The organism is Aliivibrio sifiae (genome assembly GCF_002954715.1).
Classification (GTDB): Bacteria; Pseudomonadota; Gammaproteobacteria; order Enterobacterales; family Vibrionaceae; genus Aliivibrio; species Aliivibrio sifiae.
On the sequence record NZ_MSCP01000001.1, the window covers coordinates 2517001 to 2522736 of the forward strand.

General features: G+C 33.3%; 5 protein-coding genes and 3 tRNA genes. 3 read left to right on the forward strand and 5 right to left on the reverse strand.

Going from position 1 to position 5736, the window contains the following annotated elements; all coding sequences use genetic code 11:
* Nucleotides 1-93 precede the first annotated feature (93 nt).
* From BTO23_RS11315 to BTO23_RS11325, 3 genes are all read right to left on the reverse strand, one after another.
* A tRNA-Gly gene (locus BTO23_RS11315) sits at nt 94-168 on the reverse strand.
* Nucleotides 169-203: 35 nt separating this feature from the next.
* Nucleotides 204-287 (reverse strand) — tRNA-Tyr (locus tag BTO23_RS11320).
* 42 nt (nt 288-329) lie between these two features.
* A tRNA-Thr gene (locus BTO23_RS11325) sits at nt 330-405 on the reverse strand.
* A 195-nt stretch (nt 406-600) separates the two neighbouring features.
* On the opposite strand from BTO23_RS11325, the gene coaA reads away from it, so the two are divergent.
* Nucleotides 601-1524: a type I pantothenate kinase gene (gene coaA / locus BTO23_RS11330; RefSeq protein ID WP_060994214.1), complete on the forward strand. Its 924-nt coding sequence runs from the start codon at nt 601-603 to the stop codon at nt 1522-1524.
* On the opposite strand, the gene birA is transcribed toward coaA, so the two are convergent.
* Nucleotides 1525-2484 (reverse strand): bifunctional biotin--[acetyl-CoA-carboxylase] ligase/biotin operon repressor BirA, encoded by a 960-nt coding sequence (birA, locus tag BTO23_RS11335; protein WP_105063500.1) that lies wholly within the window; start codon nt 2482-2484, stop codon nt 1525-1527.
* Nucleotides 2468-3517 carry a UDP-N-acetylmuramate dehydrogenase gene (gene murB / locus BTO23_RS11340; protein ID WP_105063501.1) on the reverse strand — a complete coding sequence of 350 codons (1050 nt, stop codon included), beginning with the start codon at nt 3515-3517 and terminating at the stop codon, nt 2468-2470. The genes birA and murB overlap by 17 nt, the downstream gene beginning before the upstream one ends.
* 72 nt (nt 3518-3589) lie before the next feature.
* On the opposite strand from murB, the gene BTO23_RS11345 reads away from it, so the two are divergent.
* Together BTO23_RS11345 and pssA are read left to right on the forward strand one after the other, a co-directional pair.
* Complete coding sequence (locus BTO23_RS11345; protein ID WP_060994217.1) at nt 3590-4021, forward strand: GNAT family N-acetyltransferase; 432 nt, start codon at nt 3590-3592, stop codon at nt 4019-4021.
* Nucleotides 4022-4092: 71 nt separating this feature from the next.
* Nucleotides 4093-5445, forward strand: coding sequence for a CDP-diacylglycerol--serine O-phosphatidyltransferase (pssA, locus tag BTO23_RS11350; protein WP_060994218.1), 1353 nt, complete (start codon nt 4093-4095; stop codon nt 5443-5445).
* The last annotated feature ends 291 nt before the right edge of the window (nt 5446-5736 follow it).

Here is a 5736-nt window from a genome sequence, read left to right on the forward strand (position 1 = left end):
ATGATAGTCCCTCTAGGTACGGCTATTGGTGGCATATAATATGACCACGTAACCAAAAAAATTCATTTGAAATAATAAAGGAAAAATAGGAGATGGAGCGTGCAGCGGGAATCGAACCCGCATCATCAGCTTGGAAGGCTGAGGTAATAGCCATTATACGATGCACGCAATGTAACTCGACAGAGCTATTTTACCTTGAAATATGGTGGAGGGGGACGGATTCGAACCATCGAAGCTTTCGCGGCAGATTTACAGTCTGCTCCCTTTGGCCACTCGGGAACCCCTCCAAATTTTAATTTCTTTATAACTAAAATTAGAAATAAAGAAAATGGTGCCGACTACCGGAGTCGAACTGGTGACCTACTGATTACAAGTCAGTTGCTCTACCTACTGAGCTAAGTCGGCACAATTGGTGCGCATTCTAGTTAATCTCGAAATATCATGCAACTTAAAAATCAAATAAAATGCGTTTTTTTACTTTTTCAATACAATTTATGTATATTCAAGCAAATTCATCGTTGAAAATAAGATAAGAACACTTTTTTCTTATTCTACCTTATTGTATTGTTCACTCTTCATTATCTCCAACTGGTAAACAATGTGAGTTCTTATTTAACTTTTTCTCGTGAAAACTGGGCTGAATTACGAAATTCAACCCCTTTAACATTAACCGAGCAGGAACTTATACACTTACGAGGTATTAATGAAGAAATCAATATAAGTGAGGTTGAAGAAATCTACCTTCCACTAATTCGACTACTCCAACTAAATATTGAAAATCATAGAGAGAAAAATGCCATTTTAGAACACTTTCTCTTAAATGATGCGATTAACTCACCTTTCATTATCGGCATTGCTGGAAGCGTTGCTGTCGGTAAAAGCACAACAGCAAGAATCATTCAAACTCTACTCAATCAACTAATCCCAAGTCTAAAGACAGAGCTTATTACCACTGATGGATTTCTATATCCTAATCAAGTATTAAATGATAAAGCGATAATGCATAGAAAAGGATTCCCTGAATCTTATGATATGTCCTCTCTTGTATCATTTATTGCAGATGTAAAAGGCGGGAAACTCAACGTAGAAGCTCCTACTTATTCGCATCTCACTTATGATATTACAGAAGAAAAAAAAATCATTTCTAAACCTGACATCCTGATTATTGAGGGTTTAAACGTATTACAAAATAGTTATGACTATCCTAATAAGCAGCATAATCGATTTGTTTCTGACTTTTTGGATTTTTCAATTTATGTTGATGCCTCTAAAGAGCAATTAAAACAATGGTATGTTGAGCGATTTTTGAAACTTCGAACAAGTGCTTTCAAGCAGAAAGGCGCTTATTTTTCTCATTACACTGAATTATCGATAGAAAAATCAATAGAAAAAGCACAGCACATATGGGACACAATAAATGGTCTAAATTTAGAAGAAAATATATTACCAACGAAAAACAGAGCTAGTTTGATTTTATCAAAAACAAAAAATCACTCGGTTAACAATGTTTCAATAAGAAAATAATCAATGCTTTTTAATTGATATTTCACCACCAACAAATGAAGTGGTGTTCCCATTGATGTCTAATAATATAGCACCTTGTGCATCAATACCTTTACAGACACCTTCAATGTTAGTTGTGCCTAACTGTAATATAATGTGTTTATCCATATAGTTATCAAGTGTCTTCCAGCGTTCAATAAATGAACTTAATCCATTTTTTTCAAACTCTAACATCACTTCATGCAAAGAACTCAATAGTTCATTTGCTAGCTTATTCCTCTGATTTTTTTTCTTTAAAATTGATTTCAGGTCGACCCATGGTTGCCCTATTTCATTACTAAAACGTTCATCAAGATCCACATTAATCCCTACGCCTATAACAACGTGTGCAGCCCCGCCAGACTGAGCTGAAAGTTCAATCAAAACACCAGCTAATTTTTTATCATTCCAATAGATATCATTCGGCCACTTCAACTTTAAATTAGAACAACCAAGTTTTTCTAGAGCATTTACAACAGCAATACCAACAGCAAGACTTAACCCCATAGTAGCTGCTAAACCATTTTCAAGCTTCCAATACAAAGAAAAATAAATATTACTCCCAAAAGGAGATACCCAAGAACGTCCCCTTCTACCTCTTCCTGATGTTTGGTATTCTGCGAAGCAAGATTGACCAGATTCTAAGTCTTCCATTTTATTTAATAGGTATTGATTGGTTGAATCAATCACACCTAAAAGAACTGGTTCAGGCAATTTTTTATAAATAACCTTATTAGAAGAAAGGAGTTCAATAGGTGTAGATAACGCGTAACCCTTTCCTTTAATCTTGTAAATTAATAGACCCCAATCTTGAATTGTTGATATATGCTTACTGATCGCTGAACGAGAAATTTTCAAGTGATTACCTAGAGCTTCTCCTGAATGAAACTGTCCATCACTCAACTGTTGGAGTATTGCTAATTTTTTAGAATGCTCTTTCATTAAACAACTCCGATAAAAAAGTTTCTTTAGTTCCAGAGTAAAACCTGACTTCATGCTCTAGCTCTATTTTGTACATCTCAAATATTTTATTTTTCACATAATTAGCTAATTCTAAAACGTCTGCAGATGTGGCATTACCATTATTGACTAGAACAAGCGCTTGTTCTTTATGAACTCCAGCCCCGTTAATTTCAAATCCTTTAAGACCTGCATTATCAATCAACCACCCTGCTGCAATTTTCTTTTTATTTCCAAATGGATACGCTGGAATATTAGGGTATTCAATGACTAAATCTCTATAATGTTCATTAGAAATAATTGGGTTTTTAAAAAAACTGCCTGCATTACCTAATACTTTTGGATCTGGTAATTTGGTATTTCGAATATTACATATTTTTTCGTATACTTCTTTTACCGTTACTCCACTTTTATTTAAACTAGCTAATGGACCATAGCTTAATAATGGTTCCCATTTTTTAGTTAAACGTAAAGTAACCGCTGTAATTATCACCTTATCTTTTAGTTGTTGTTTAAAAATCGAATCTCTATAACCAAAAAGACATTGATCATTATTTAGTTTCTTTATTTTTAATGTGGTTAAGTCCAAATATTCAACAGAATCGCAAAGATCCTTTAACTCAACCCCATAAGCCCCAATGTTTTGTATGGGAGAAGAACCGACGCACCCTGGAATCATTGCAAGATTTTCAACACCGTAATAATTATTGTCGACACACCATTCGACAAAAGAAGGCCAATCTTCACCACTTGATACCTTGATTAGGTAACTACTTTCAAGCTCATTCACCTGTTTACCAAAAAGTCGATTGAGGACAACTATTCCAGAAAAACCCCCACAAAACAATGTATTACTCCCTCGACCTAAAGGCAGCTTTTTATATCTAGAGTATTCTTCACATGACCAAATATAAACTAAATCTTGAGTACTTTCGGCCTCTAAGATCAGATCTGCATTCTCATTTAAAGAAAAACTATTGTAAGATTTTAAGTTTTTAGTAGATAAAATTTTCATATCGGCTGTATTTAAAAGACTAAATTAAGTACATTCTAACTTAATACAAAACAACTATATAGAATACTACCAATGAATCTTACCGTTTCTTATTTAGAAAAAATTCGTCTTCCATTTCTACATAAACTATATAAAGATAATTATCCATCAGGAAAACCTAAAGGGAATGAAGAAATAGTCGTACTAGAAACAAATAAAAAAATCATTGGTTCTATACGAATAAAGGCTTACGAAGATTGTCACTTTCTAACTGGCATGATGATTACAAAAGAAATGAGACAACAAAATTTGGGCAGTTATTTATTACAACAGCTGGCGCCATTCCTACCACTAAATACCTCTTATTGCCTATGTGAACCAAGCTTAACTAATTTTTATATACAAAATAGCTTCAAACGTGCTGAGTACAACTCAGTGCCTAATTCGATTAAAGTCAAATATGACCGTTATACAAAAGATGGCAAAACCTTAGACATTTTAGTATATAAAAATCCAACTATTTGATATTACTCTCGGCAATAGCCGTTTAGTTTGCTAAAATTATCGATCTTATATTGATAATTTAATGATCGGTTATGAATTCAAAACCTCAAGAAAGTAAAGAACAGCTATCTAAGCTCCCAATGTTGTCTCAAAATCCTGAGAATATTAAGACTCTTCATTCGGCTGAGGATTTTCGGTATGAGCTTTTAAGGCAAATAGAAAAAGCTAAACACCGTATTTATATCGTAGCTCTTTATTTAGAGAACGATGATGCTGGACGCGAGATATTTACAGCACTATATGAAGCGAAGCAGAAACAACCAACTCTTGATATTAATGTTCTTGTTGATTGGCATAGAGCACAACGGGGACTAATAGGTGCAGAAGCAAGTGATGGTAACGCTGCTCTTTATCGGGAATTTTCTGAAAAATATAAACATTCTATAAATGTCTTAGGTGTTCCGGTTCGTAATAAAGAAGTATTTGGTGTTCTTCATCTCAAAGGCTTTATTTTTGATGATACGGTTATCTACAGTGGTGCAAGCCTAAATGATGTGTATTTGGCCCATAAAGAAAAATATCGTTTCGACCGATATCATATTTTAGCTAATGCTTTTTTAGCTAACTCAATGGTTTCATTTATCAATAAAACATTAGTATCCAGCCCTGCTGTAAATTGCTTATCACAGCAAAATCGCCCTAATACAAAAACTTTACGACCTGCAATAAAAGAACTTCGAAAACAGCTTAGTTTAGCAAATTATCAATTCACGCCTCAAATGCGAAAAGCAGGAGAAGTAGGTATTACACCTTTGGTTGGCCTTGGACGTAAAGGAAATAAATTAAACAACCATATAAAGCTGCTATTAGCGTCTGCAACGTTTGAAATTACAATTTGCACACCTTATTTCAACTTTCCTAAACCAATAGCAAAAGAGCTTAGAAAAGCCTTACAACGCGGTGTAAAAGTAACTATCATTGTTGGAGATAAAACAGCCAATGATTTTTATATATCACCAGAAGAAGAATTTAGAACTATTGCTGGTTTACCTTATTTATACGAAATAAACCTTAGAACTTTTGCTAAAGCAAATGAATCATCAATCGCAAATAGACAATTATCACTTCATTTATGGAAACATGAAAATAACAGTTTCCACTTAAAAGGTGTTTGGGTTGATAATGAATTCACTCTAATTACTGGTAGTAACTTAAATCCAAGAGCTTGGAAGCTTGATTTAGAAAATGGATTATTATTGCAAGATCCTGAACAATTACTTCTTGAAGAGAAGCAATCTGAATTGAACGTAATATTAAAACATACCCAAGTAATTGGTTCATATAAGCAAATTGATAAGTTAGATAGTTATCCTTCAGAGGTAAAACGCTTAATAAAACGAATCAAGCGTATTAAAGCAGATCATATCTTAAATCAAATTCTATAGTTAATAAATTAAAGCATGAGAGCGAGACGATCTCATGCTTTTTTATCAAGTAAAATACTTTTCACGTAGCCTTTTCAAAACATTCTAAATCCCCAGAATAAACGTCACATAAAATATCAGAAACCCATTGATATACTATTAAGCTCATATTACTTACCACCAATGTCAAATATTTTACTATTCAAACTTATATTAATACCTCAATATTTAACTAAGGTATTTACTTATAGACAGAATATATTTTACAGACGTAAAAAAGCCCTAATCTTTCGATTAGGGCTTTTTAGTATA